General features: G+C 56.5%; 25 protein-coding genes. 22 read left to right on the top strand and 3 right to left on the bottom strand.

Annotated elements, in window-relative coordinates:
- The first annotated feature begins 15 nt into the window (after positions 1 to 15).
- The 11 genes from ftsA (at position 16) to YWK_RS0105370 (ending at position 9,136) form a co-directional block, all read left to right on the top strand.
- Entirely contained in the window at positions 16 to 1,245 is a 1,230-nt protein-coding gene (ftsA, locus tag YWK_RS0105425) for a cell division protein FtsA (RefSeq protein ID WP_026964004.1), read from the top strand.
- 45 nt (positions 1,246 to 1,290) lie between these two features.
- Complete coding sequence (ftsZ, locus tag YWK_RS0105420; RefSeq protein WP_026964003.1) at positions 1,291 to 2,385, top strand: cell division protein FtsZ; 1,095 nt, start codon at positions 1,291 to 1,293, stop codon at positions 2,383 to 2,385.
- Positions 2,386 to 2,616: 231 nt separating this feature from the next.
- Positions 2,617 to 3,639: a sigma-E processing peptidase SpoIIGA gene (locus YWK_RS18475; protein WP_051375182.1), complete on the top strand. Its 1,023-nt coding sequence runs from the start codon at positions 2,617 to 2,619 to the stop codon at positions 3,637 to 3,639.
- Positions 3,566 to 4,288 (top strand): RNA polymerase sporulation sigma factor SigE, encoded by a 723-nt coding sequence (gene sigE, locus YWK_RS0105405; RefSeq protein ID WP_026964002.1) that lies wholly within the window; start codon positions 3,566 to 3,568, stop codon positions 4,286 to 4,288. The genes YWK_RS18475 and sigE overlap by 74 nt, the downstream gene beginning before the upstream one ends.
- Before the next feature lie 303 nt (positions 4,289 to 4,591).
- Positions 4,592 to 5,371: an RNA polymerase sporulation sigma factor SigG gene (sigG, locus tag YWK_RS0105400; protein WP_026964001.1), complete on the top strand. Its 780-nt coding sequence runs from the start codon at positions 4,592 to 4,594 to the stop codon at positions 5,369 to 5,371.
- 89 nt (positions 5,372 to 5,460) lie between these two features.
- Positions 5,461 to 5,754: a YlmC/YmxH family sporulation protein gene (locus YWK_RS0105395; RefSeq protein WP_026964000.1), complete on the top strand. Its 294-nt coding sequence runs from the start codon at positions 5,461 to 5,463 to the stop codon at positions 5,752 to 5,754.
- A 70-nt stretch (positions 5,755 to 5,824) separates the two neighbouring features.
- Complete coding sequence (pgeF, locus tag YWK_RS18470) at positions 5,825 to 6,649, top strand: peptidoglycan editing factor PgeF (protein ID WP_051375180.1); 825 nt, start codon at positions 5,825 to 5,827, stop codon at positions 6,647 to 6,649.
- 79 nt (positions 6,650 to 6,728) lie between these two features.
- Positions 6,729 to 7,406 (top strand): YggS family pyridoxal phosphate-dependent enzyme, encoded by a 678-nt coding sequence (locus YWK_RS0105385; protein WP_245578517.1) that lies wholly within the window; start codon positions 6,729 to 6,731, stop codon positions 7,404 to 7,406.
- A gap of 21 nt (positions 7,407 to 7,427) precedes the next feature.
- A complete protein-coding gene (locus tag YWK_RS0105380; protein WP_245578516.1) occupies positions 7,428 to 7,727 on the top strand; it encodes a YggT family protein in 300 nt (99 codons plus the stop codon).
- A 2-nt stretch (positions 7,728 to 7,729) separates the two neighbouring features.
- Entirely contained in the window at positions 7,730 to 8,515 is a 786-nt protein-coding gene (locus YWK_RS0105375; RefSeq protein ID WP_026963997.1) for a YlmH family RNA-binding protein, read from the top strand.
- A 111-nt stretch (positions 8,516 to 8,626) separates the two neighbouring features.
- Complete coding sequence (locus YWK_RS0105370; RefSeq protein WP_026963996.1) at positions 8,627 to 9,136, top strand: DivIVA domain-containing protein; 510 nt, start codon at positions 8,627 to 8,629, stop codon at positions 9,134 to 9,136.
- Between the two features lie 67 nt (positions 9,137 to 9,203).
- Here YWK_RS0105370 and YWK_RS21785 read toward each other — a convergent pair whose 3' ends face one another.
- Positions 9,204 to 9,380, bottom strand: coding sequence for a hypothetical protein (locus YWK_RS21785; RefSeq protein ID WP_156909038.1), 177 nt, complete (start codon positions 9,378 to 9,380; stop codon positions 9,204 to 9,206).
- Positions 9,381 to 9,551: 171 nt separating this feature from the next.
- On the opposite strand from YWK_RS21785, the gene YWK_RS18465 reads away from it, so the two are divergent.
- From YWK_RS18465 to pyrE, 10 genes are all read left to right on the top strand, one after another.
- Positions 9,552 to 10,169, top strand: coding sequence for a TraR/DksA C4-type zinc finger protein (locus YWK_RS18465; RefSeq protein WP_035466197.1), 618 nt, complete (start codon positions 9,552 to 9,554; stop codon positions 10,167 to 10,169).
- A 142-nt stretch (positions 10,170 to 10,311) separates the two neighbouring features.
- Entirely contained in the window at positions 10,312 to 10,779 is a 468-nt protein-coding gene (gene lspA / locus YWK_RS0105355) for a signal peptidase II (RefSeq protein ID WP_026963995.1), read from the top strand.
- Positions 10,776 to 11,708, top strand: coding sequence for an RluA family pseudouridine synthase (locus YWK_RS0105350; RefSeq protein ID WP_051375178.1), 933 nt, complete (start codon positions 10,776 to 10,778; stop codon positions 11,706 to 11,708). Before lspA ends, YWK_RS0105350 begins: the two co-directional genes overlap by 4 nt.
- A gap of 280 nt (positions 11,709 to 11,988) precedes the next feature.
- Entirely contained in the window at positions 11,989 to 12,543 is a 555-nt protein-coding gene (pyrR, locus tag YWK_RS0105345) for a bifunctional pyr operon transcriptional regulator/uracil phosphoribosyltransferase PyrR (RefSeq protein ID WP_026963993.1), read from the top strand.
- Entirely contained in the window at positions 12,540 to 13,502 is a 963-nt protein-coding gene (gene pyrB, locus YWK_RS0105340) for an aspartate carbamoyltransferase (RefSeq protein WP_084453502.1), read from the top strand. The genes pyrR and pyrB overlap by 4 nt, the downstream gene beginning before the upstream one ends.
- A 4-nt stretch (positions 13,503 to 13,506) precedes the next feature.
- A complete protein-coding gene (locus YWK_RS0105335; RefSeq protein ID WP_026963991.1) occupies positions 13,507 to 14,808 on the top strand; it encodes a dihydroorotase in 1,302 nt (433 codons plus the stop codon).
- Positions 14,795 to 15,910, top strand: a complete 1,116-nt coding sequence (carA, locus tag YWK_RS0105330; protein ID WP_026963990.1) for a glutamine-hydrolyzing carbamoyl-phosphate synthase small subunit — start codon at positions 14,795 to 14,797, stop codon at positions 15,908 to 15,910. Before YWK_RS0105335 ends, carA begins: the two co-directional genes overlap by 14 nt.
- On the top strand, positions 15,903 to 19,142 hold the full coding sequence (carB, locus tag YWK_RS0105325) for a carbamoyl-phosphate synthase large subunit (protein WP_026963989.1): 3,240 nt from the start codon (positions 15,903 to 15,905) through the stop codon (positions 19,140 to 19,142). The genes carA and carB overlap by 8 nt, the downstream gene beginning before the upstream one ends.
- Positions 19,139 to 19,921 (top strand): orotidine-5'-phosphate decarboxylase, encoded by a 783-nt coding sequence (pyrF, locus tag YWK_RS18460; RefSeq protein WP_245578515.1) that lies wholly within the window; start codon positions 19,139 to 19,141, stop codon positions 19,919 to 19,921. Before carB ends, pyrF begins: the two co-directional genes overlap by 4 nt.
- The gene (gene pyrE / locus YWK_RS0105315; protein ID WP_026963988.1) at positions 19,914 to 20,597 is read left to right on the top strand and encodes an orotate phosphoribosyltransferase; all 684 of its coding nucleotides are present in this window, start codon (positions 19,914 to 19,916) and stop codon (positions 20,595 to 20,597) included. The genes pyrF and pyrE overlap by 8 nt, the downstream gene beginning before the upstream one ends.
- Positions 20,598 to 20,721: 124 nt before the next feature.
- On the opposite strand, the gene YWK_RS18455 is transcribed toward pyrE, so the two are convergent.
- On the bottom strand, positions 20,722 to 21,330 hold the full coding sequence (locus tag YWK_RS18455; protein ID WP_051375176.1) for a Rieske (2Fe-2S) protein: 609 nt from the start codon (positions 21,328 to 21,330) through the stop codon (positions 20,722 to 20,724).
- Positions 21,331 to 21,563: 233 nt separating this feature from the next.
- Positions 21,564 to 22,850, bottom strand: coding sequence for a Glu/Leu/Phe/Val family dehydrogenase (locus tag YWK_RS0105305; RefSeq protein WP_084453501.1), 1,287 nt, complete (start codon positions 22,848 to 22,850; stop codon positions 21,564 to 21,566).
- A gap of 174 nt (positions 22,851 to 23,024) precedes the next feature.
- On the opposite strand from YWK_RS0105305, the gene YWK_RS0105300 reads away from it, so the two are divergent.
- Complete coding sequence (locus YWK_RS0105300) at positions 23,025 to 24,434, top strand: DUF2254 family protein (protein ID WP_026963986.1); 1,410 nt, start codon at positions 23,025 to 23,027, stop codon at positions 24,432 to 24,434.
- Positions 24,435 to 24,468: the final 34 nt, after the last annotated feature.

The following is a 24,468-nucleotide window of genomic DNA, read 5'->3' as shown; positions in this document are numbered from 1 at the left end:
GGAGGTGCCACTCGGTTGGCCAAAGGGGAATACATCGTAAGTTTAGACATCGGCACTTCTAAGGTTCGGGCAATCATTGGCGAACAAGCTGGAAACACGATTAACGTCGTTGGCGTTGGATCCGCGTCGGGAGAAGGCATTCGCCATGGATCCATAGTAGACATAGATTTGACGGTTCAGTCCATCAAAGAAGCTGTCGATCACGCGGAACGCATGGTGGGAATACATATCTCGTCCGCGTATGTAGGTATCTCAGGCAATCACATTCACCTGGAAAACAGCCATGGTGTTGTGGCTGTGTCGTCTCCGGATCGAGAAATTAGTGAAGAAGACATCGCACGCGTACTACAGCAAGCCCGCGTCGTTGCACTTCCTCCCGAACGGGAAATCATCGACGTCGTGGCGAAGGAATTTATTGTGGACGGGCTGACAGGCATCGTTGACCCGAGAGGGATGTTGGGTGTTCGTCTGGAAGTTGAAGCGTATCTCATCACGGGTAGCCGAACAGCCATTCACAATGTCGTTCGCTGCGTGGAGCGCGCCGGTATCGAAGTGGCGAATCTGGTGCTCATGCCGATGGCGGCGAGCACCGTTGCCTTGTCGCATGACGAACGCAAGTTGGGTGTCGCGCTGGTGGACATCGGTGCAGGTGCCACGAGTGTCTCGGTATTTGAAAATGGCGTGCTCGTCGGTTCAAGCATTATCCCGATGGGGGGCGATTATGTCACACACGACATCGCCATCGGCCTGCGAACCCACACGGCTGCGGCGGAACAGGTGAAATTAAGGCACGGCTGTGCTCTGGTCAGTGCTGCATCCGAAGCTGAGAAGTTCAAAGTGCCGCGCATCGGAAGCAATCAGGAGATTGAATACACTCAGTACGACTTGGCAACCATTATTGAACCGCGCATGCAGGAGATCTTCTCTCTCGTTCGCAAAGAAATTGAGAAGATGGGATTCCTGGATCTCCCCAGCGGGTACGTGTTGCATGGCGGTTGCATGGCCATGCAAGCGGCCGGGGATTTAGCACAAGAAGAACTGAGGGCACCGGTCAGGGTGGCGGTGCCTGAGTTCATCGGCGTGCGCGATCCATCGTTTGTCAACGGAGTCGGCATGATAGGGTATGCCTTGCGCTCACACTTGCGCAACAACAACGTGCACGAGACGGTACCCGCTGATAGGCCGCTAAAAACAGGCGGCGGGATGTTTGCCCGACTCAAGGACTGGTTGCGGGACTTCATCTGAGAATTCGACGCACAGCGCAATGGATAAGCATGAGGGGGAGCAGTAATGCTGGAATTTGACGTGGACTACGAACCATTAGCAAGAATTAAGGTCATCGGGGTTGGTGGCGGCGGCTGCAACGCGGTGAACCGCATGATAGAGTCCGGCATCGAGGGCGTCGAATTCATCGTTGTGAATACGGACGCGCAGGCGCTTCAACTGTCCAAGGCGGCGACCAAGCTGCAGATTGGCGAGAAGTTGACGAGGGGACTCGGAGCGGGTGCGAACCCTGAAATCGGCAAGAAAGCTGCGGAAGAGAGTCGCGAGGTCCTCGTCAATGCGCTGCAGGGAGCCGACATGGTGTTTGTCACCGCTGGCATGGGAGGCGGTACAGGGACAGGCGCCGCTCCAGTGATTGCCGAGATCTCGAAGGAATTGGGTGCATTGACCGTCGGCGTCGTCACGAAACCGTTTCGTTTCGAGCAAAAACGACGCATGGCGCAAGCAGAAGTCGGCGTGAATAACCTGCGCGATAAGGTGGACACGCTGATTGTCATTCCGAATGATAGACTGCTTGAAATTGTGGACAGGAACACACCGATGTTGGAAGCCTTCCGCGAGGCGGACAACGTGCTGCGTCAAGGTGTTTCCGGGATTTCAGACTTGATTGCTGTGCCGGGTCTCATCAACGTCGACTTCGCCGACGTGAAAGCCATCATGGCAGAACGCGGATCCGCCCTCATGGGCATTGGGGTGGCGAGTGGTGAGAACCGTGCAAGTGAAGCGGCGAAAAACGCCATCAACAGCCCGCTTTTGGAGACGTCCATCGACGGTGCCATGGGTGTATTGATGCACATCGCGGGCGGTGCGAATATGAGTCTGTGGGAAGTCAATGAGGCTGCAGACATCGTATCCATGGCCGCGGATCCGGAAGTGAACATGATTTTTGGCGCACACATCAATCCTGAGTTGGGCGACGAGGTTGTGGTTACGGTGATTGCGACCGGATTCGACAGCAAACCGAAAGAGTCTGCCCAGCCGCAGGCGCAGGCGCAGACCCATGTTCGCCCGAAGACGTCAGTCATTGAAGAAGTGCCTCTGGCGACCGGAAACAGCTGGGACGTGCCAGCTTTCATGCGGCGCAGAGGACGCGATAAGTAAAAACCGCCCGTGCCGTTCGGGTCGCTGCGTCGTTCGACGTTGCGATCGAAGTGCGGAATCAAGGGCAGCAAACCAGGGGATTTCCGTGGTTTGCTGCTCTTTTTTCTTTTTCAGAGAGCGCCAGAACTCAACGGGATTCACCAAAAACTCTATGGATTCGCAGGCAAGTTCCGACAGGCTTTGTAATAGAGATGTACTATACTGTGGCAAACACCGCATCGAGGTGATGCCATGCCCATCGTCTATGTGGACGTGGTTTGGCTGGTCAACGCCGTCATGGACGCGGTGATTTTGCTCACAACTTGCTGGGTTCTGAAGGTGCCCACAAAGCTCTGGAGAATAGCGGTCGGCGGGATCATCGGGGCCTGCTACGCCTTACTTCTCTTCGCGCCAACACTTTCCACACTCACCACTTGGCCGGGGAAGGCGGTCGCATCGCTCCTCGTGGTCGGCATCGGTGTTCCCTGGCGGAACTGGCTGCAACTCGCTCGGGCGTGTCTCACGTATTACCTTGTCGCATTTGTGTTCGCCGGAGCCGCGATAGCGATGCACTTTGCTGTCCCAGGGACCTCAGTGACGTCAGGCGCCGTCGCGACGGGTCACGGCCTCGCGTTTGAAACCAGTCTGGAGAGTCTGGCATTGTTGGTTTCTATTCCCTGTGGAGTAGGCCTGCTCCAGTTCACACTGAAACGAGCCCAGCGTTCGCGGCAAACGCATGCCTCTCTCTATACGGTACACGCCACCATCGCCGATAGGCGCTGTTCTTTCGTCGGACTCGTCGATACTGGCAATCAACTGCGGGATCCGCTCACGCGCAGACCGGTTTGTATGGTGGATGCTTCGGTCATGAGGCAACTGTTGCCCGAAGCGTTGGCTGAAGCTCTGACCACCGACGATGACGTGATTGCGAATTTGCAGAAGTGCGCAGGTGTTCCTTTTTCCGAACGGCTTTCTCTCGTTCCCTTCCGAGGAGCGGGCGGGCGACAGCAACTGGCAATCGCTGTTCGACCGGACAGCATGGAACTGGAACGGGATGGGAAACGCACAGCGGTGTCGGTTCCGTGTCTGCTAGCGGTTCACCACGAGCCGCTTTCCGTCGAAGGTCGCTTTCAAGCCATCCTACACATCGAAGTACTCACAGGAGTTGACGGGCGTGAAGATGACACTGTTGCCAAAACGGCTGAACATGAAGTTGCGCATACGGCTGCAACTGTTTTGGATCCGGATTCGCATCAAACTTGGCGGCGGGGCTGAAGAGGTCTATTACGTCGGTGGCAGTGATGCACTGCCTCCACCACTGTCGCGGGACGAGGAAGAGTACCTGCTCAGTCGACTCCCTGGTGGAGACGAATCTGTCCGGGCCATGCTGATTGAACGGAATCTACGCCTGGTGGTGTATATTGCGCGCAAGTTTGAGAATACAGGCGTTCACATTGAGGACTTGGTGTCCATCGGAACCATCGGGCTGATCAAAGCAGTCAATACGTTTGATCCAACGAAGAAGATCAAGCTCGCGACGTATGCGTCTCGGTGCATCGAAAACGAGATTCTGATGTTCCTGCGCAGAAATAACAAGCTCAAATCGGAAGTCTCCTTTGATGAGCCGTTGAACGTGGACTGGGACGGGAATGAGCTGCTCTTGTCCGACGTGCTCGGGACAGAGGCGGATACGATATACCGCAACCTCGAGGACGAGGTGGACAGAGAGCTTCTCTATGACGCGCTGGAAAAGCTGTCTGAACGCGAGCGGAAAATCATGGAGCTTCGCTTTGGGCTCGGACGTAGGGAGGAAATGACGCAAAAAGACGTTGCAGACTTGCTCGGCATCTCCCAATCCTATATCTCTCGTCTGGAGAAGCGGATTATCAAGCGCTTGCGGAGAGAGTTTAACCGCATGCTGTAAGGCGGGGGTTTTCCGGCGCAGCGCGAACGCGTTGCGCTCACCCTCATCATTCGTCTCCATGTTGCAAATCGCTGCAGCTGGTTTCGCCATTCAGCACCGATGCCAACGCGCGTGAATCGGCCTACTACGGCCGATTTTTGTGATCCCACCCGACTTTGACGGTTCTTTTCAGCCCCCTTCGGCATCTTCCGATGGTGCATAACTTTACCCTCCTCGGAAATACTGTTGACGACATTCCTTCGCCGTTTGTTTCTCCGCTGGAATCGTAGGCGGCTTGGGTCAGACACCATAGGGGGAAATGGAATGAAGCGAAACAAAGTCGAGATCTGCGGAGTCAATACCTCGCAACTCCCGGTTCTTACGAATGGGGAAATGCGCGAGTTATTTCAATGTCTGCAAGCGGGTGAACTTTCAGCCCGCGAAAAATTGGTCAACGGCAACCTCCGCCTTGTCCTTTCCGTGATCCAACGCTTCAACAATCGCGGCGAGTACGTCGACGACTTGTTCCAAGTCGGTTGTATTGGACTGATGAAAGCTATAGACAACTTTGACCTCGGTCAGAACGTTCGTTTTTCTACATACGCTGTGCCGATGATTATTGGTGAAATCCGCCGCTACCTCCGCGACAACAATCCCATCCGGGTCAGCCGGTCGTTGCGGGACATCGCGTACAAAGCACTGCAAGTGCGCGACCAGCTTACAAACCAGCACCTGCGGGAGCCGACCGTGCAAGAAATCTCGAACGTGCTCGAACTCCCGAAGGAGGACGTTGTCTTCGCGCTGGATGCCATCCAGGATCCCGTCTCGCTGTTTGAGCCGATATACAACGACGGGGGAGATCCCATCTACGTCATGGACCAGATCAGCGACGACAAAAACATCGACAAGACGTGGGTCGAGGAGATTGCCTTGCGAGAGGCGATGAGAAAGCTGAGTGACAGGGAGAAAAAAATTCTCTCCATGCGGTTTTACGAAGGAAAGACACAGATGGAGGTGGCGGAAGAAATCGGCATCTCACAAGCACAAGTGTCTCGTTTAGAAAAAGCAGCCATCCATCGGATGCAAAAGCACATTCAGGTGTAGGACCTGCTGAGCAAGTTCCTGCCTTCCCGGACATATATATGAGGATGACGCAAGCATGAAAGGTGTATCGAGGGAAGGCGGGATGGTCCATGCGTATTTCCGATTTACAGTCGAAGGACGTGGTGAACGTCAGCGACGGGAAGCGGTTGGGCACCATCGGGGACCTTGAAATTGACGCGGACAGCGGCCTCATCCACGCGCTCGTCATTCCCGGACAAAGCCGCTTCTTCGGGATGGTCGGTGGCGGACAGGATTACGTGGTGCCGTGGAATCAAATTGTAAAAATCGGATCTGACGTAATATTGGTGGACTTACGCCCACTGCGCGAAACAGGTTACTATTTGCCGCCTCAATCCGGCAAGCAGGGAACCGGCGGATACTAACCGTAGTCGTGCAATTCGCTCCGCACTGTTGTAATCTGAACAGTGAGCGAAGTTTGAAGGAAGTGGTGCTGTGTATACCATATGGTCTGGGTCTGTCGGGGATCCTGTATGGATCCGTCCAAATTGGCCTTTGCACGAAGTGCGGGGTCTATTTTCGTTTCGCAGAGGCGGCGTCAGCCTGCCTCCATACGAAGAACTCAACGTGGGATTGCATGTTGGGGATGATGCGGACGCTGTACTGAAAAACCGAGAGCGCTGCGCGATAGAAGTGGGCTGTCCTGTTGAACGCTGGGTGGTGGCGGAACAAGTGCACGGCGCGAAAGTGGCCGTTATCACCGAAGCCGAGGCAGGATGCGGTGCGAGAGACGTCCACAGTGCTATCCAGGGTGCGGATGCGCTTGTCACCGATGTAAGCGGCCTTGGGTTAGTGGTCATGGCGGCAGACTGTGTTCCGGTGCTATTCTACGACGGGGTCAGGCAGGTGATAGGCGCAGCACATTCAGGATGGAAGGGTACGGTGCAACACATCGTCCGCCGCGTACTGGAGACCATGCAACAGGCGTTTCAATCCAATCCAGCGGATGTGCAAGTGTGGATTGGCCCGTCCATTCGTCAGTGCTGCTATGAGGTCAACGACGTGGTGGCGGATCCCATCAAAGCAGAGTTTGGCCGACGTGTTCTCGTGAAACGATTTCACCGAGCTGAACGGTATCTGCTGAGCCTGCAGGCGTGCGTGCGGCAGGATCTTTTGCGGTCCGGTGTGCGCCCGGAGCACATTGTCGACACCGGTGTTTGCACGTCGTGCCAGGCTGACGTCTTGTTTTCACATCGGGCGGATGCGGGGCGCACCGGACGTCAACTGGCCATGGTTTGTCTTGTTGAAGATGAAGTGTGAGCAGGGATTTTTCGCGGTGACATGGAACTAGTTTGGCGGAAGGTGATGACATCTGGTCGAAGTGAGAGACTACCGGGCTGTGTTGGCTGACATCCGGCGAACGATTGCCGAAGCATGCCAGAGAGCTAACCGCAGTCCGGAGGAAGTACGCGTCATTGGTGTCACGAAGACCGTGCAGCCCGACGCCATCGCAGCGCTCCGGACGGCTGGACTGCACGATTTTGGCGAGAATCGCTGGCAGCACGCCAAAGAGATGTTGACGGCTCCCGGCGCCGAGGGCGCAACATGGCATTTTATTGGGCACTTGCAACAGAACAAAGTGAAATACGTCGTACGGCACTTTTCTTGGATTCATTCTGTCGATTCTTTAGAGTTGGCGAAAGCCATCAGTGATCAGGCTGTCAAAGTGGGTAAAGCTATCCACGTTTTGATACAGGTCAACGTGTCGGGAGAAGAGCAAAAGTACGGGTTGCGGCCAGAGCAGGTTCCGCAGGTGGCGACGGAGGTCAGCGCATTACCTGGACTGAACCTGCGCGGACTCATGACCATGGCGCCGCACACGGAGGACCAAGCGTGGATCCGCAGTGTCTTTCGCGGTCTAAAGGACTTGCAACGCGACCTTTTAGCGGCCGGGTTTGCACCAGAGGAAGTGGCGGAGCTGTCGATGGGCATGTCGGAGGACTTTCCCATCGCGGTCGAGGAAGGCGCATCCATGGTTCGGATAGGACGGCGATTGATGCATGGACAGGCGCTGTGAAGACGGGCTCATCAGAGGAGAGTGAGTGAAGTGTACGTCGCGGTCATCAACGTTGTACAGGCTATCCTTACAGTGTACTGGTTCCTGCTCATCGCAACGGCGGTCATTTCCTGGGTTCCGGATTTGGCTGAAACCCAGCTTGGGCAACTGCTCGCACGGCTGACAGACCCCTATTTGCGACTGTTCCGCCGGTATATACCAGGGATTCCCCTTGGCGGTGTGGTTCTGGATTTATCCTTTATCGTAGCCGTCATTGTCTTTTACTTTATCGAAGAGGGCATTATGTCAGTGCTTATCGCTCTCCTGAGAGGTTTGACGTAACGATGAACGATGCGACGTCGCTCGCGGGATGGGCGAGGCCTGATGAAAGGCCATTCCTGCGCCGCGTATTCGACATGACAGGGACCGTGATTGCAGACCGGCGCTGGCGACTGACAGACTTTTTGACACCGCGCGAGCAGTACCTGTTGCAATCCGTCGCCAACCACGAAGGTGTCTGTACGGCCATGTGCGGGGGACCGGAGCACGCAGAACGCAAGCGAGCATTGATGATGCCGGAGGATTGGTACCCCGCGGCTGAAGATTTTCAAATCACCTTGTTGTTTGCATCCACACTCAGCGGAGCAGAAGTCACGCACGGCAGCGCACTGGGTTCTCTATTAGGCACTGGACTGAATCGCCGCAAAATCGGGGACATCTATCCTCAGGACGGTGGCGTCTACGTCGCGGTTTGCGACGATGTCGCCGAGTTTCTACTGCAAGAATGGGTACAGGTCGGACGCGATGTGATCCGCGTTGAGAAGGTGACTCGACCCGTGAACCTGCTCGCGCCGCAGTACGAGGAAGAGGTGGTCAGCGTCTCTTCGCTGCGGGCGGACGCGGTACTGGCACAGGCCTGTCGCTGGTCTCGGTCGACTGCGCAACAGGCCATCCAGAAGAGCATGGTCACTTTAAACTTCACAGAACTTGACAAGCCAGACGTCGCGCTGGATGTCGGAGATCTACTGTCCATCCGTGGGTTCGGAAGGATCCGACTGCTTGCATTACAAGGAGAAAGCCGGAAGGGCAGGCAGCGTGTGAAAATCGGCGTACTGCGCTCCGGAAGATAAATTTCCCAGAGTGCAGGAGAACCTTCTTTGCGCGTCGAAAGACATCTAAGCATGCTGTCGACCCTTGCGGTGTTTTGCATAGAGCTGTCGAATTTCAGGAGGTGTCTTGGGATGCCATTGTCCCCTTTAGACATTCATAACAAAGAGTTCAGCCGTGCTTTTCGCGGTTATGACGAAGACGAGGTGGATGATTTCCTGGAGCGAATTATCCAGGATTACGAAGCTTTGATTCGTCAAAATAAGGACTTGGAAGAAAAGCTGGATCAATACGCGGAGCGGCTGCGCCATTTTACAAACATTGAAGACAGTCTTGGGAAGTCGATTGTGGTGGCCCAGGAGACGGCTGAAGAAGTGAAGGCGAACGCACGTAAGGAAGCCCAGCTCATTTTGAAGGAAGCGGAGAAAAACGCGGATCGGATTATTAGTGAGGCGTTGGCGAAATCTCGCAAAATTGCCATGGAGATAGAAGAAGTGCGGAAGCACGCCGCCATCTTCAGGGCGCGTTTCCGCTCGTTGATTCAGGCGCAATTGGAAATGTTGGAGTCCGGTGATTGGGAAAAGTTTGACGTGGACCTGAGCGAACAGAAGTTGCTGAGTGCGGATTTGCAAAAAACGGAATAACGTGACGAAGTGAGTCTGACCCGGTATGCTACCGGGTCTTTTTTGTATCAAGAGGCTCGTAGAGCAGCTACAACAGGCGACTGAACGCGTACATGGCGATTCCAATCAGAAGAACCAAGAAGAACAGGGGACTCAGGTGCGTTTCAAACTGAAACCACTGCTTGGCGAGGAAGCTCGCTGCAATTTCCAGCGCGCCAATCCACATTAAAACCAGTGCAATGGATTGTAGCCGGTATCTGCGCAAATGCCGTCTCTCCATTTCTCACTTCAGCGACTTGCATCGCTCATCTGATACGTCCATCATACAACGTCCGCAGAACGAAAGCGGTGACAGTCTTTTGAACAACTTGCCAGAGCGCGCCTCGGTATCTTCCAGATGCCACTGACCCACACTAAACACGTGGAGGCGATGCGAATGGCAAACTGGAGTAGCCAAAAGGCGTGGCTGGAAAACGTGCGGTCTGACATTCGAAACCGTATGGACCGAACTGGGCAGTACGGTTTGGATGACGCCATGAGCGACGAACTGAGTGAACTGTCTCTGTACGACAATCATCCGGCGGATATCGGAAGTGAATTGTTCGAACGCGGCAAAGACGTTGCGTTGCGGGACCTCGATAAGCTCCGCCTGCAGGAAGTGGACAGAGCACTGGACGCGATAGACGGTGGCACGTACGGGGTATGTGCGGAGTGTGGGGAGCGCATTGATCCGGATCGGTTGGAGGCGTATCCGCTCGCCACGCTTTGCATCGATTGCAAGCGCAAGGACGAGCGGGAACACCCTGACCGGTCGCGTCCGATTGAGGAGGAATTTCTCACGCCCGGATTCGGCAGAACTGACTTAGATGAAACCGACAACGTGGCGTTTGACGGGGAAGATTCGTTACAAGCGGTGTGGCGGTTCAACCAGCGCCCAGGTTACGACGAAGAGTACGACTACCTCGCACAAGACGATTACCTGAACGACAACGAAGGCATTGTCGACGACGTGGAGAAAATCACGAACGACGAGTATAAGTCCCAACTTCCCTAACAGAATGGCTTGGATACCCGGCTTATCGAGTATCCAAGCCATTGTGTCTTGGCTAGCCTTGCGCCAGTTTTGGGGCCCAGGCAATTGTGGTAGACTGTGTGCAGACACTTGGGCTTGACCTGGGTGATGAAAGGTGAGTTTCATGCTCTACATACTGGCACTTCTTGTGTTTGCCGCAGATCAAGGGATTAAGTGGCTCGTACAGACCCACATGGTACAAGGTGAGTCCATCCCGATTTGGCCCTCTGTTCTGGAGATCCAGTACATCCGAAATCCAGGGGCAGCGTGGGGCATTCTTCAGCAGGCACATTGGTTGCTCGTGCTCGTGGCCTTGGCGGTCATTGCGGCGGTGGTGTGGATTGAAAGAAAGTACCGCCCCAAGTTCTGGGTCACCGTCGGCCTCGCGTTGGTCCTCGGGGGTGCGCTTGGAAACCTCTGCGACCGCGTCTTCGCGGGAACCGTGGTAGACTACGTGTATATCGAAGCCATCAACTTCCCTGTGTTCAATTTGGCGGACACCTGCATTGACGTAGGCGTCGTGCTGCTGCTTTGGCGGAGTTTCCGCGCAGACAAATCGGTCAAACAAAACACGGAGGACGTTACGAAATGAGCTTGATCTCTGAAGAGTTGGTGGTAGAGGGCGTAGACGCCGGGGAGCGGCTGGACCGTTGGCTGACGGACGCTTTGCAGGAGCGTGAGTACGACGTGTCGCGCAGCCAGGTTCAGCAATGGTTGGCAGAAGGACATATCACAGGCCCGAGGCCGCGCTTGAAAGCCAGCGATGCCGTCGCTGATGGAGAGCGATACGAGGTTCGGATTCCTGAGCCAGAGCCGGTAGAACTGGTCCCTGACGACGTTCCGTTTGCCATTGTACATAACGACGACGACGTGGTGGTGGTGGACAAGCCGAGAGGCGTGGTGGTGCATCCTGCGGCCGGGCACCCGCGCGGCACACTGGTGAACGGTCTGCTGTTCCGTGGCGTGTCTCTGTCGACGCTGGGAGGAAGTTTACGGCCCGGTGTCGTGCATCGCATCGATAAAGACACCTCCGGACTGTTGATGTTGGCAAAATCGGACCTCGCCTACCACAAGCTGGCTGCACAGTTGAAGGAGCACACGGTACATCGCGTGTACCGGGCCATCGTGCACGGCGTCCTCACGCACGACGAAGGGATGATTGACGCGCCCATCGGACGCGACCCTCGAAATCGGCAGCGAATGACGGTTCGCGATGGCGGAAAGCGAGCCGTAACGCACTTTAAAGTATTGGAGCGGTTTCGCGAGTACACCTATGTGGAGTTGAAGCTGGAGACCGGTCGGACGCATCAAATTCGCGTTCACATGGCCTACATCGAGCATCCGCTTGCTGGCGATCCGCTCTATGGCCGTCGCCATACGCTCGCCATTGATGGACAGGCTCTGCACGCGATGGAACTCGGCTTCACGCATCCTCGGACCGGACAGACGCTGATGTTTCATTCAGACCTCCCGGAGGATATGGAGCGCTTGCTGCAGGGGTTGCGGGCCGAGCTGTTGTAATCGTGGGGACTGTGGCTGGAGCCGGTTCAGCCACAACAGCCACAGACTGCTTGTTCGGATTCGTGCTTGACGAACCGTTTCGTTTGAAGTACAGTAAAACAAACATGAACACTGCCTTTAAACCAATCCCGAGAGGTTGGAAAGGAGTCGCCAAACGTATCCTTGCGTGAACACGCAGGGTCACTTGCGCACATATGCCAAGGTGGCTTCCAATCCGGGAGCCACCTTTTTTGTGTCGCGGCGGCAAAACGGGCAGAATTTGACAAAGGCGGGAAGAGAGATGCAAACCAAGGCACAAATCATGGATGCAGCTGGCATGCAGCGGTCGATGACCCGCATGGCCCACGAAATTCTGGAGCGCAACAAAGGGTTGAACGGGGTGATGCTGCTCGGCATTGAAACGCGCGGTGCCGTGCTGGCGGACCGCATCGCAGATAAATTGTTGAACATTGAGGGCATCCGACCTGAGGTGCATCACATGAACCCGCGGCCGTACCGTGACGATGTCGCCGTGCAAAACGGAGCGCGTCCTCCGTTGGACGGAGTGCAAATTCAAGACAAGATTGTCGTGCTGGTGGACGACGTCTTGTACACCGGGCGGACAGTGCGCGCGGCCCTCGACGGCATCATGGCTACGGGGCGCGCAAAAATGGTGCAACTGGCGGCATTGGTTGACCGTGGGCACCGGGAGCTGCCGATTCGCGCGGACTTTGTGGGCAAGAATGTTCCGACGTCTAGGGAGGAGGCCATTTCAGTACATTTCGCGGAAGTGGATGGGGATGATGGCGTTTGGATTGTGGCCAAAGACAGCGACAAGGAGTCGGACCTGCGATGACAATTTCCACGGTAGTCAAACGCCATTTGGAGACGGGCACGTCGTCCGTACGGCACTTGCTGTCCACCCGCGACGTGACGCGTCACGATGTCACGCGCTGGATGGCTCGTGCGGAGGAACTTCGGGTGATGTCGGCCAAGGATCGCCAAACCATTCTTGCAGGCTCAGTCGTCGCAGCGATATTTTATGAACCCAGCACACGCACCCGATTGTCGTTCGAGTCCGCTGTACTGCGGCTCGGCGGTCGTGTTATCAGCGCTGAAAACGCGCTGGAGCATTCATCGGCCAAGAAGGGTGAGCGATTGGAAGACGTGTTTCGCGTCCTCGGCTGTTACGCAGATGCGATAGTCATTCGGCATCACGAGAACGACGCGATGGCGATGGCTGCACCACAGAGCCCGGTACCTATCATCAACGCGGGAGCGGGGTCAGGCGAACATCCGACCCAGGCGTTGCTCGACGTCTACACCATATGGCGGGAATTGGGCCAAGTGGACGGCCTTGAGATTTGCATCATGGGAGATTTGCGCTACGGGCGAACCGTCCACTCCCTGCTGCAATTGTTGACCAAGTACCGAAATGTCTCTGTCACACTGCTTCACCCTGCGTCACTGGGACTCCCTGAGGAGATGATGCAGGCGCTTCGCAGCCGTGGACTTTCCATACAGACGACGCAAGATCTGACGAGCGCGCTGTCCCGTGCGGACATCGTCTACCAGACCCGGATTCAAACCGAGCGCTTGTCTTGCATCGACGAAGCGCTGGGAACCGAAAAGTTCCACTTGACCTCTGCTTCTCTCTCGGTGATGAAGCCGAGCGCGCGGATTCTGCACCCCCTTCCACGCGTCGACGAAATTCACCCAGAAGTTGATGACGACCCGCGCGCAGCCTACTTCCGGCAGGTGGAAAACGGGTTGTACATGCGCATGGCCATTCTCGAAGACATGGTGAGGAGGTAACCGCGTGAGGCTGAAAATCACAGGCGGACGATTGTTGGACTTGACCGATGGCAGTCTCGCGCCAGCAGACGTACTCATCCATCAAACAGAAGGCACCATTCTCGCCATCGGCCGTGAACTGCCGGAAGCGGATGCGACGGTCGAATTGTCCGGCGAAGTGTTGTTACCTGGCTTTATCGATATGCACGTACATTTGCGCGAACCTGGGTTCGAAGATAAGGAGACCATCGCGACCGGAGCGAAGGCGGCAGCGGCCGGGGGATTTACTCAAATCGCCTGCATGCCCAATACCAACCCACCGCTGCACACGCCTGAACTGGTTCGGTACGTCAGGCGTCAGGCCATGGCGGCGGGCGCAGCGCAGGTCCTGCCGATTGCTTGTATTACAGAAGGTCAAAGCGGTGAGCGGCTGACCGATTTTGCGGGGTTGAAAGAAGCGGGCGCCGTGGCCTTGTCGGACGATGGAAAAGGTGTTCAGCACGGGGGTCTCATGCGGCAAGCGATGATAGAGGCAGCGGCCGTTGGGTTGCCCCTGTGCATCCACGCCGAGGATGAGACCATCGCGGGTCGCGGCGTGTTGCACAAAGGCGCGGCGCGCAGACTCTCGTTGCCTGATATCCCAGGCGAGGCGGAGTCAGCTATGATTGCGCGCGACATTCTCCTGGCGGAACAGACTGGCGCTCACCTGCATGTTTGTCACGTCAGCGTGGAGTCTGCAGTCGCCCTGATTCGCTGGGCGAAATCACGGGGGATTCACGTGACTGCTGAAGTCACACCGCACCATCTACTATTGACCGAAGACGTCATCACGTCGGACGACGCCGTGTACAAAGTGAATCCGCCGCTGCGCAGTGAACGGGACAGATTGGCTTGCCTCGAAGGATTTCTGGACGGAACGTTGGATATGGTGGCGACCGACCACGCGCCGCACACTGTACAAGAAAAGCAGCGCTCGATTTTAGAGTCTCCGTTCGGCATGGTTGGTATCGAAACGGTGTTTCCACTGCTGTACACCTACCTGGTCATGCCTGGAAAACTGTCACTGGTCGACCTCGTCAAAAGAATGTCTACCATTCCAGCGCACAAGTTTGGCTTGCCAGGTGGCGTCATCCGCGTTGGCGGCAAGGCGGATGTGGTCGCGGTAGATCTCGATAACGAGCGGGTGATTTCACCCGATACGTTTCTGTCCAAAGGGCGCAACACGCCCTTCGCCGGATGGCGTGCTGTCGGTTTTCCGACGTTGACTGTATGTGGTGGGAAGATTGTCTATAACAAACAGGAGGCAAGCCAGTATGGGACTATCTAAACCAAGCCGGCCAACGGCTCGACTTGTTCTTGAAAATGGGCTCGTCTTCTCCGGCGTAAGTTTCGGAGCGACCGGTGAGTCTTTCGGTGAAGTGGTATTCAACACAGGAATGACAGGATATCAGGAAATCCTGACTGACCCTTCGTACTACGGACAGATTGTGACCATGACGTATCCTCTGATTGGCAACTACGGCGTCAACGTGGACGACGTGGAATCCCGCAAGCCGCACGTTCGCGGATTTGTGGTGCGCGAGTTCGCGGAAGTCCCGAGTCACTTCAAGAGTGCAGGGACGCTCGAGAACTACCTCCAGCGCAACCACATCATCGGTATCGCGGGCATTGATACGCGGAAGCTCACGAAGGCCATCCGGAGTCACGGCACCATGAAGGCTGTGTTGACGACGCTGGATACACCGGTGGAGGAGCTCCGCGAACGACTTCGCAATCCGTTTCCAAGAGATCAGATTGACCACGTGACCACGGGATCTGTGTACCGTTGTCCTGGCAGCGGTCGGCGCGTGGTCGCCATGGATTTCGGCATGAAGGCAGGCGTTGTTCGCTCGCTGTTGGCGCGACAATGCGACGTGATTGTGGTGCCGGCGAGAACCACGGCTGAGGAAATTCTTGCGTGGCAGCCGCATGGCGTCATGCTCAGTAACGGACCTGGCAATCCAGAAGACGCAGACTACGCGATTGAAACGGTGCGCGGCCTGCTCGGGCGGGTTCCGATGTTTGGGATTTGCTTAGGGCATCAGCTCATGGCGCTAGCGTGTGGTGCGAAGACCGAGAAGATGCGGTTTGGACACCGAGGGGCAAACCATCCAGTGAAAGATCTGCGGACCGGCAAAATTTCCATCACGTCGCAGAACCACGGGTATGTTGTTAACCCCGACTCTCTTGCGGGGACGGACCTCGTGCTCACGCACGTCAACCAGAACGATGGCACTGTGGAGGGACTCACGCACCGCAAGTACCCCGCCTTCTGTGTGCAGTACCACCCAGAAGCCAGGCCGGGCCCGGACGACTCGGATGGCCTGTTCGACGAATTCATGCAATTGATGGACGACGTTCGGGAAGGGAGATGGACAGCGCGTGCCTAAGCGTACGGATCTTCGGAAAATTATGGTGATTGGCAGCGGCCCCATTACCATTGGCCAAGCCGCCGAGTTTGACTACGCCGGGACGCAGGCCTGCGAGGCGTTGCGCGAAGAAGGATACGAGGTCGTCCTCGTGAACTCCAATCCGGCGACCATTATGACGGACCCTGACATGGCGGACAAGGTCTACATTGAACCCCTGACGCCTGAGTTTGTTGCACAGATTATCCGCCGGGAACGTCCCGACGGACTGCTGCCGACGCTCGGCGGTCAGACTGGATTGAACTTGGCCGTGCAACTCGCGGAGATGGGCATCCTGGAACAAGAATCGGTGGAACTGCTCGGTACGCAGCTCACGTCCATCCAGGAGGCAGAAGACAGAGAAAAATTTCGGGCCTTGATGCGTCGACTGGAACAACCCGTCCCGGAAAGCGCCATTGTGACGAACGCGGAAGAGGCTCGGGCGTTCGCGCGCAAAATTGGCTTTCCTATCATCGTCAGACCCGCATACACACTCGGTGGAACGGGTGGCGGGATTGCGACCACGTGGGACGAGTTCGACGAAATTGTGGAACTCGGCCTGACGCTGTCCCCGATTCACCAAATCCTCGTGGAGCAAAGCATCGCCGGGTACAAGGAGATTGAGTATGAAGTCATTCGCGACGGCGCAGACAACTGCATTGTCGTCTGTAATATGGAAAACGTGGATCCGGTCGGGGTCCACACCGGCGACAGCATCGTCGTTGCCCCGAGTCAGACGTTGTCCGACGCGGATTACCAGATGCTACGGTCCGCGAGTCTGAAAATCATCCGCGCGCTTCAGATTGAGGGCGGATGCAACGTACAGTTCGCGCTGGATCCACACAGTCAGCGGTACTACGTGATTGAAGTCAACCCGCGCGTCAGCCGCTCCAGCGCGCTCGCGTCGAAAGCAACCGGATACCCCATTGCTCGCGTCGCCGCCAAAATCGCAGTCGGCTACCGTCTGGACGAAATTCGCAATCCTGTGACAGGTGAGACATTTGCCAGCTTCGAGCCCGCGCTGGACTACATCGTCGCCAAGATTCCGCGTTGGCCATTTGATAAGTTCCAGAGTGCCAATCGCAAGTTGGGTACGCAGATGAAGGCGACTGGGGAAGTCATGGCCATCGGCCGCTCCTTTGAAGAAGCGTTGATGAAAGCCATCCGCTCCCTGGAAGTCAAACGCGATTCGTTGTGGACGAAGGAAGCGCCAGCCTGGTCAAACGAAGAGTTGGAGCGGCGTTTGAAAGAACCGGACGACGAGCGCTTGTGGGTGATTGCTGAGGCATTTCGCCGTGGCTACTCGGTCGATGAGATTCACGATTTCACGAAGATAGACCGTTGGTTCCTCTACAAACTTGGGAACCTCGTCCAGGTGGAATTGGACCTGAAAGCACAAGCAGCGACTGTATCCAACCCGTTGGACCTGTTCCACGAGCACCCTGAATGGTTGCGCGCCTTGAAGGAGATGGGCTATCCAGACACGGCGATTGCTCGGTTCCTCGGTGTGCACGCGGCCGACGTGACGGCCATTCGGCGGGATCTCAACCTGCGTCCGGTGTACAAAATGGTCGACACCTGTGCCGGGGAGTTCGCAGCGGCTACGCCGTACTACTACAGCACGTACGAGGAGGAAGATGAAGTCGAAACGTCGGATAGGAAAAAGCTCCTGGTGCTGGGATCTGGTCCTATTCGAATTGGTCAGGGCATCGAGTTCGACTATTGTTCGGTACACGCTGTGTGGGCCATTCGCAAAGCCGGGTACGAAGCCGTTATCATCAACAATAATCCCGAGACAGTGTCTACCGACTTCAACACTTCTGACCGGCTGTATTTTGAACCCTTGCACATCGAAGACGTGATGCACGTGGTGGAGCGGGAGCGCCCAGACGGAGTGATTGTGCAGTTTGGGGGGCAAACCGCCATCAACCTGGCGGAGCCGCTGGCCAAAGCGGGCGTGCCCATCTACGGCACATCCATGGAGGACATCGACAAAGCGGAAGACCGCGAAAAGTTCGATGCCCTTCTCGCAGGGCTCGATATTCCACGCCCAGAAGGCTATTCCGTCACGTCGCTCGAAGGGGCTCTGGATGCGGCGCACAAGCTCGGGTATCCCGTCCTGGTTCGCCCATCCTACGTGCTGGGCGGCCGCGCAATGCAAATCATCTATTCCGACGAAGAACTGCGCGGCTACATGGATGAAGCGGTGGAAGTCTCGGACAGCCATCCGGTGTTGGTCGACCGTTACTTACAAGGCGTGGAAGTGGAAGTGGACGCTATCAGTGACGGAGAAACGGTGGTCATTCCCGGCATTATGGAGCACATTGAGCGCGCAGGCGTGCACTCCGGTGACTCCATCGCCGTCTACCCACCGCAGTCCATCGGCCAGGCGGTCAAGGACCGCATCGTCGACTACACCATCCGCATCGCGCGGGGGCTGCATGTCAAGGGGCTGGTCAACATCCAGTTTGTCGTACAAGGTGACAAGGCGTACGTTCTCGAAGTCAATCCGCGGTCATCGCGGACAGTACCGTTCTTGTCCAAAGTGACCGACGTCCCGATGGTTCAACTCGCCATGCAAGCGGTGCTTGGGCAGTCCTTGGCGGCGGCAGGTTGGAGCACGGGCCTCGTTCCAGAACAGCAGCGCGTGTCTGTGAAAGTGCCGGTGTTCTCGTTTGCAAAACTTCGCCGCGTCGACATCACGCTCGGGCCAGAAATGAAGTCGACGGGCGAGGTGATGGGGTCGGAAACGACGTACGCCAAGGCGCTCTACAAAGGTCTGTTGGCCGCCGGGACGACGATACCGCTCTACGGCACGATATTGGCCACCATTGCTGACAAGGACAAGGAAGAATCATTCCCGATTTTGGAAGGGTTTGCGAACCTCGGGTTTCGTCTGGCGGCGACGGAAGGCACCGCCAAGTACCTGCGTCAACGCGGGCTCGAGGTGCGCGTGGTCAACAAACTCGCGCAAGGAACCCCCAACCTCGTCGACGATATTCGCGATGGACAGATTCAGTTGGTCATTAACACGTTGACCAAAGGCAGGAAGCCAGAACGTGACGGATTCCGCATCCGCCGCACTGCGGTGGAGCACGGCGTGCCTTGTCTCACATCGCTGGACACGGCGGCTTCACTCCTTGAGGTACTGTCAACCATTCGATTTGCAACTGTACCGCTTGCGAGCACCAGCCAAGGCGGTGGCCAGCCGTGACGAATGTGTTAGATATGCTCGCGAGTCATGCGTACGACTTTGCGCGCAGCCATTCGTACATTGCGCTGGACGTCCCTTCACTCGAGCGTGCCAAATCGTTGGTGGAGCTGTTCGGGAAAGCCGTGGACGGCTACAAGGTCGGCCTGGAGTTGTTTCACGCCGCGGGCATGGACGTGGTGGAGTGGCTCGTGCGGAGCGGAAAGCGCGTCTTTTTGGACGTCAAGTTGCACGACATTCCCAATACCGTGGCGGGTGCCTTGCGGGTGTTGCGTGACAGCGGCATCGACATGGTGAACGTACACGCCTTGGGTGGTGCAAAAATGCTGGAAGCCGCCCGGAATGCCTTGGAAGGAAGTGCACACCGCCCGCAGCTGATTGCAGTGACCGTGTTGACCAGCCTCGGGGACGATGCGCTGCATCAGATGCAGCTGCCGCCGTCGTCGGCGCTGGTACCCCAGCTTGCCCAGTTGGCCTACCAGTGCGGGCTAGACGGGGTGGTTGCATCTGCCCTTGATATCGAAGCGATTTATACACACGTGCCCGCGCCGTTTGTTACGGTCGTGCCAGGTACTCGGCCAGCGGGCGCCGACGTACATGACCAAGTGCGCACGCGGACGCCGGGGCAAGCGATTGCATCCGGCGCGACGCACCTGGTCATCGGGCGAGCCGTCACCCAGGCGGCCTCTCCGCTTGCCGCGCTGAAGTCCATCTGGGACGAAATGGAGCGAGCGCAGATGCACAGAGTGGACACAGAGAGGAGTCATACGTCGCATGAGTGAATTGGTATTTTTGCGGAGTCCCTCGGACGTGAGTCGCAGTTTGGCGCTTGGGTTGTTGCAGATCCGGGCTGTGGAACTTCGTCCCGACGAGCCCTTTACTTGGTCCTCGGGATGGAAGTCGCCGATATACTGCGACAACCGCCTGATTTTGGGTTATCCCCTCGTACGAGAACACGTCGTCCAAGGATTCACATCCATTATCGAAGCATACTATCCAGGCGTGGACATCATTGCTGGAGCTGCAACGGGTGGGATTGCGCACGCTGCGATGGTCGCGGATCGGTTGGGTCTGCCCACGGCGTACGTGAGAAGCAGCGCAAAAGACCACGGGCGGCAGCAACGAGTGGAAGGCCGCGTGTTTGCAGGTGCGTCCTGTATTCTCGTGGAAGACACGCTGTCCACTGGAAAATCTGCGTATGACGCGGTGGAGGCTCTGCAGGATGCGGGCGCTCGCGTGCTGGCGGTCTGCTCAATCTTTTCATACGACTTCGAACACGCTGCACAGCGGGTTGCTGCCTCCGGGATTCCGGCGTACCGCTTACTGGACTACGAAACGCTCATTGACGTGGCCGTCGAGCAAGGGTACGTCACATCGTCCGATGTCGAGCGGCTGCTCTTGTGGAGGAGCGCTCCGGATCAGTACGGACAATCGGGACAATCGCAAAAGTCGGAGTGACGAACTTGGCTTGGTGCGGCGGCACCCATGTTGCGTAGTTTCAACACCGTGTGAGCGGCATGTATATACAAGCAAGGGCGTGTTCCACCGCGTGGACACGCCCTTTGTTGATTTGGTAGCGACGCTATGCAATGGTCGGTCCAGGAATCTGGTTCCAGGTGTCCTTTTTGCGTGGGACAGACTGGCCGACGTAAACGGTCCCGTCTGGATCCACCTTGTAGTCGTATACCGCGAGCGGATCTGGCGCGGGTGAACTCGGTGTCGGTACGCCGTAGATGTCGTACATGCTGCCGTGGCAAGGGCACGTGAACCAGCTCTGGCCGTTGTTGTACTTGGCAGCGACTGATTTTCCGCCATCCTCGGATCCGTTCACGTGACAACCCAGGTGCGTACACGTGTGGGACATAATCATCAACTTGTTCTGGTACTTGATGACGAAGACGTCGTTGTCTTTGTCCTGAGAATTCCAGGCGTCGTCAATGTGCTCCTTGAACTTGACGTGTTTCGGAAGTTTGTCATCGAAATCGGACACTTTCCAGCCCGTTTTGCTGTAGGAGCCGCTGGCGCTGCGATGTAGGGGATCGAAAGCACTTACCACCATGGGCGCTAGCATTAAGGTTCCCATGAACGCACCGGTTCCACCTAATACGTAGCTGAGGAACTGGCGGCGGGTCAGGCCTTTGTCGTCATCGAACGAAACGTGTGGCTGCCCTGCATCGTCTTTCCGGTCCATCCCTATGCCTCCTTACAAAGCGTCTACCATCTACAGTCGCGATGCAAACGTCGATAAATTCAGATAAGTACACACTACCTTTATACTACCATGTTGAAACATCCAGTCATAGCATAATTGTATAGATTCATGGAATCATCTGAAATCTATGTGTGCAGGTACCCATTCTTCTGTAAACAGGTTGCGCACAGCCCCTGCGGACGGCAGGAGATTGTGCGCAATCGCAAGCGTTTCTAGACCCAACCGCGCCAGCGCATGGCCTCGGCAAACGGCTTGACACCCATCATGTATGCGGCAAGCCGCGTGGATACTTTATAGCGTTCGGCCGTCTTTAAGACGTTGTGCACCGAGCCTACCATCAAGGATTCCAAACGGCGATTGACTTCCTCTTCCGTCCAATACAAGCCTTGGCTGTTCTGAACCCATTCGAAGTAGGAGACCGTCACGCCACCGGCGTTGGCCAACACGTCCGGTACAACGAGAATGTTGCGTTCGGCGAGAATTTCGTCTGCCCTCGGCGTGGTGGGCCCGTTCGCCGCTTCCACGATGATGGACGCCTGGATGTCATTCGCATTTTTGCTCGTGATCTGATTCTCCAGGGCCGCTGGAATGAGGACGTCGCACGGTTTCAACAGGAATTCATCCTGCGGCAACACGTGGCTAAACGCGGGAGTCACCATCCCGAAGGAATCCCGCTTCTCAAACAACTCGGGAATATTTAAGCCGTTCTCGTCGTATATGCCGCCGCCAGCGTCGCTGATGCCGACCACTTTTGCACCCATTTCGTGCAGAATCATGGCCACGTTGCTGCCCACGTTGCCAAATCCCTGGACAATCACGCGCAAATCCTGCACCGACCGATTTTGCGTCGCGGCCGCTTCGCGCATCGCCACGCACACGCCCAGGGCGGTCGCCCGTTCACGTCCTTGCGATCCGCCGAGGACGAGCGGCTTTCCTGTAATAAATCCGGGTGAATCATACTCGCGAATGCGACTGTACTCGTCGTACATCCACGCCATGATTTGGGGGTTGGTATACACGTCTGGTGCTGGAATGTCCTTCGTTGGACCGACGATTTGGCTGATGGCTCGAACGTAGCCGCGGGCGAGCCGTTCTTGTTCGCCGATAGACATTCCGCGCGGATCGCAAATAATACCGCCTTTTGCACCGCCGTAAGGGAGGTTGAAAATGCCGCATTTGATGCTCATCCAGATGGAAAGCGCCTTGACTTCGTCAAGAGATACGTTGGGATGAAAGCGAATGCCGCCTTTGGTCGGGCCAACGGCATCGTTGTGCTGCGCGCGAAAACCGGTGAACACTTCGACGTGACCGTCGTCCATGTGAACCGGGATGCGCACCGTCAGCACGCGAATTGGTTCTTTCAACAGTTCATACACGGCCTCACTGTACCCGAGTCTGTCCAAGGCCGATTTGACAACTTGTTGCGTATTTGTCAGCACGTTGTCTCCTGGTGCCGGCATGCTTGCCCCTGCAGCCAGTCTTTTGCTGACTTTTGCCATGTTGTGACGCTCCTCTCAACGACATGGGCCCTTCTCGGCCCATTATGTTTGAGTCTCCGTTTCATAATAAATCAGTCGGGGCAGGATGGAAAGTGTAATTCCACAGAATGCGGGGTGCGGGCCGTGCAGAAAACTTCCATATCTAGGAGAATTGCGCTCTGGAGCCATTTGCGCATGGCCGCGTCGTCCTTTGTGTTTCACTTGTTGATCTCGCTGCTGGTGTTGGTTTTGGTGTTTCTGCATCCGCCAGACATGTTCTCCGGCGACACCGACACTGCTAGAAATTACCTAAACACCATTATTTCGTCGCTATCCACCATCCTGGCGCTGTGTATCTCCATCATCTTGGTGGCCATTCAGTTGACCGCAAGCAACTACACACACCGCGTGCTGGATTTTTACATGCGGCTACCCTACAACGTGTCTCTGTTTCTCTTCTACCTTGTGACCATCATGCACAGCTTCATTTTGATGGCCGACATCAAGGATCCGGAGCGAGATCCGCTGCCCTCCTCGCTAGCCCGGGAAATGAGCGCGGACCTCGTCCTCGTCGTCATCTGCTTTGTCAGCCTGCTCATCTACATGTACGCGGTGGTGCAGCTGCTGAAGCCGGAGAAGATTATCCTGCTCGTCCTCCGAGACTACCGGAAGGCGTATGAGCGCGGTAAATTTCAGGCTGCCCTGGAAAACGTGGAACAGATCTGCGACATTGCGAAACGCGCCGCGTCGTTCAGTGACTCTGTCACCGGCATGCGCTGCATGGAAGCCATGCTCGTCATTGCAGCAGACTTGCCCTTACCGGCTGGGCTGGACGATCCGCTCCTCAGCATCCACCAGAATCTCGTAGACCAATGGGTGGAAATCATCGGCGTCGCCGTGAAGGAGAAGGAGACCGGGTTGATTTATGGCGTCCTCGACGGTTTACAGGTGCAAGGTGAGAATTACGTCCGTCAGGGTGCTTGGCAAGCAGCAGAGTTGGTCATCCGCGCGTATCGGCATTTGACGTTCAGCGACTTCCTCGCCGACGGACAGGTGTTTTATGCGGACAAGGTGGCAGACCGACTCTACGCCCTGGCTCACTGTGCAGCAAAGCAGGGGGATAGAGGGGAAACGTTCTCGGTTCGCACGTGGAACGTGATTCGTACCATTGGCGAGAATACGTTTGTGGAACATCCGTCTTCCACGTCGAGTTTGACGGACGGATTTCTCATGTCCAGCAAGTTCTGTGAGACGCTGGGTATGATGAAGGATGCACAGGAGCGAACGAAAGGCATGGTTCTTTATTTTCAACTGTGGAAGGCGTTTGTTGTCGCAGCGATGCGTCGCGACGTGGCGCGTTGGGCTCGTTGGTGGGACGAACACATGATGGACCCAGGGGTGCGTGAGCAAGGGCGAGAACTGGCGCTGCTCATCGCGCTGCATGAGGACAAGCAGGCGGCCAAAGACACCCTGTGTTACATCTGGCAGGTGTCCCTACACGACGTGGATTTAACGCGGGCGCACGCGATGGCCGACCACTACGCGGTGGCACTGTTCGACGGCTGGCCGTGGGACGCTGTGGTGCAGCGAGTGAAGGAGACGTAGGGTCTAGTCCAGCGTGTAGGTTCGTGGGAGCGGG

The sequence above is a fragment of the Alicyclobacillus pomorum DSM 14955 genome (assembly GCF_000472905.1).
Classification (GTDB): Bacteria; Bacillota; Bacilli; order Alicyclobacillales; family Alicyclobacillaceae; genus Alicyclobacillus_A; species Alicyclobacillus_A pomorum.
Note: the sequence above shows the minus strand (reverse complement) of the source record. Positions and strands in the feature narration are given on the sequence as shown.

Excerpts from the sequence above, each read along its gene's own strand:
- pyrE (WP_026963988.1), top strand. The coding sequence starts at position 19,914 with ATGAGTGAATTGGTATTTTTGCGGAGTCCCTCGGACGTGAGTCGCAGT.
- YWK_RS0105375 (WP_026963997.1), top strand. The coding sequence starts at position 7,730 with ATGAACGATGCGACGTCGCTCGCGGGATGGGCGAGGCCTGATGAAAGG.
- YWK_RS18475 (WP_051375182.1), top strand. The coding sequence starts at position 2,617 with ATGCCCATCGTCTATGTGGACGTGGTTTGGCTGGTCAACGCCGTCATG.
- sigG (WP_026964001.1), top strand. The coding sequence starts at position 4,592 with ATGAAGCGAAACAAAGTCGAGATCTGCGGAGTCAATACCTCGCAACTC.
- pyrB (WP_084453502.1), top strand. The coding sequence starts at position 12,540 with ATGACAATTTCCACGGTAGTCAAACGCCATTTGGAGACGGGCACGTCG.
- lspA (WP_026963995.1), top strand. The coding sequence starts at position 10,312 with ATGCTCTACATACTGGCACTTCTTGTGTTTGCCGCAGATCAAGGGATT.
- ftsZ (WP_026964003.1), top strand. The coding sequence starts at position 1,291 with ATGCTGGAATTTGACGTGGACTACGAACCATTAGCAAGAATTAAGGTC.
- YWK_RS0105395 (WP_026964000.1), top strand. The coding sequence starts at position 5,461 with ATGCGTATTTCCGATTTACAGTCGAAGGACGTGGTGAACGTCAGCGAC.
- YWK_RS0105370 (WP_026963996.1), top strand. The coding sequence starts at position 8,627 with ATGCCATTGTCCCCTTTAGACATTCATAACAAAGAGTTCAGCCGTGCT.
- YWK_RS0105300 (WP_026963986.1), top strand. The coding sequence starts at position 23,025 with ATGGCCGCGTCGTCCTTTGTGTTTCACTTGTTGATCTCGCTGCTGGTG.
- YWK_RS18455 (WP_051375176.1), bottom strand. The coding sequence starts at position 21,330 with ATGGACCGGAAAGACGATGCAGGGCAGCCACACGTTTCGTTCGATGAC.
- YWK_RS0105350 (WP_051375178.1), top strand. The coding sequence starts at position 10,776 with ATGAGCTTGATCTCTGAAGAGTTGGTGGTAGAGGGCGTAGACGCCGGG.
- YWK_RS0105305 (WP_084453501.1), bottom strand. The coding sequence starts at position 22,850 with ATGGCAAAAGTCAGCAAAAGACTGGCTGCAGGGGCAAGCATGCCGGCA.
- pyrR (WP_026963993.1), top strand. The coding sequence starts at position 11,989 with ATGCAAACCAAGGCACAAATCATGGATGCAGCTGGCATGCAGCGGTCG.
- YWK_RS18465 (WP_035466197.1), top strand. The coding sequence starts at position 9,552 with ATGGCAAACTGGAGTAGCCAAAAGGCGTGGCTGGAAAACGTGCGGTCT.
- carA (WP_026963990.1), top strand. The coding sequence starts at position 14,795 with ATGGGACTATCTAAACCAAGCCGGCCAACGGCTCGACTTGTTCTTGAA.